This is a genomic window from Anaerococcus sp. HMSC065G05 (assembly GCF_001812365.1).
In the GTDB taxonomy this organism is placed as follows: Bacteria; Bacillota; Clostridia; order Tissierellales; family Peptoniphilaceae; genus Anaerococcus; species Anaerococcus vaginalis.
This window is the reverse complement of record NZ_KV808675.1, coordinates 1-349: the sequence shown is the minus strand read 5'-3', so window position 1 is coordinate 349 and position 349 is coordinate 1. Positions and strand designations below refer to the sequence as shown.

Here is a 349-nt window from a genome sequence, read left to right as displayed (position 1 = left end):
AAACGAAGAAAGAAACAACAATGGCAAAGATGACTTTGATTACCCAGATGGAGAAATATTAGAAGAAAAAGAAATTATCCAATCAACAACAGATCCAGAAAGTGGACTATTCCATAAAGGAAACCATAAAGAAGTATTTGCTTACTCAATTCAAACATCATGTGATAAAAATGGCTGGATTTTAGGATACAAATCTTATCCAGGAAACCTACATGATTCCACAACCTTCCCATCATTCTTCAAAGAAAAACTAGAAAAATATAAACCAGAAAAAATAGTAATGGATTCAGGCTACAAAATACCAGCAATAGCAAAAGAACTAATAGAAAAAGGAATAATGCCAGTCCTA

General features: G+C 32.1%; 1 protein-coding gene. It reads left to right on the top strand.

Annotated elements, in window-relative coordinates; genetic code table 11:
• A partial coding sequence (locus HMPREF2852_RS00005; protein WP_148130530.1) for a transposase occupies nucleotides 1-349 on the top strand: 349 nt, incomplete at both ends.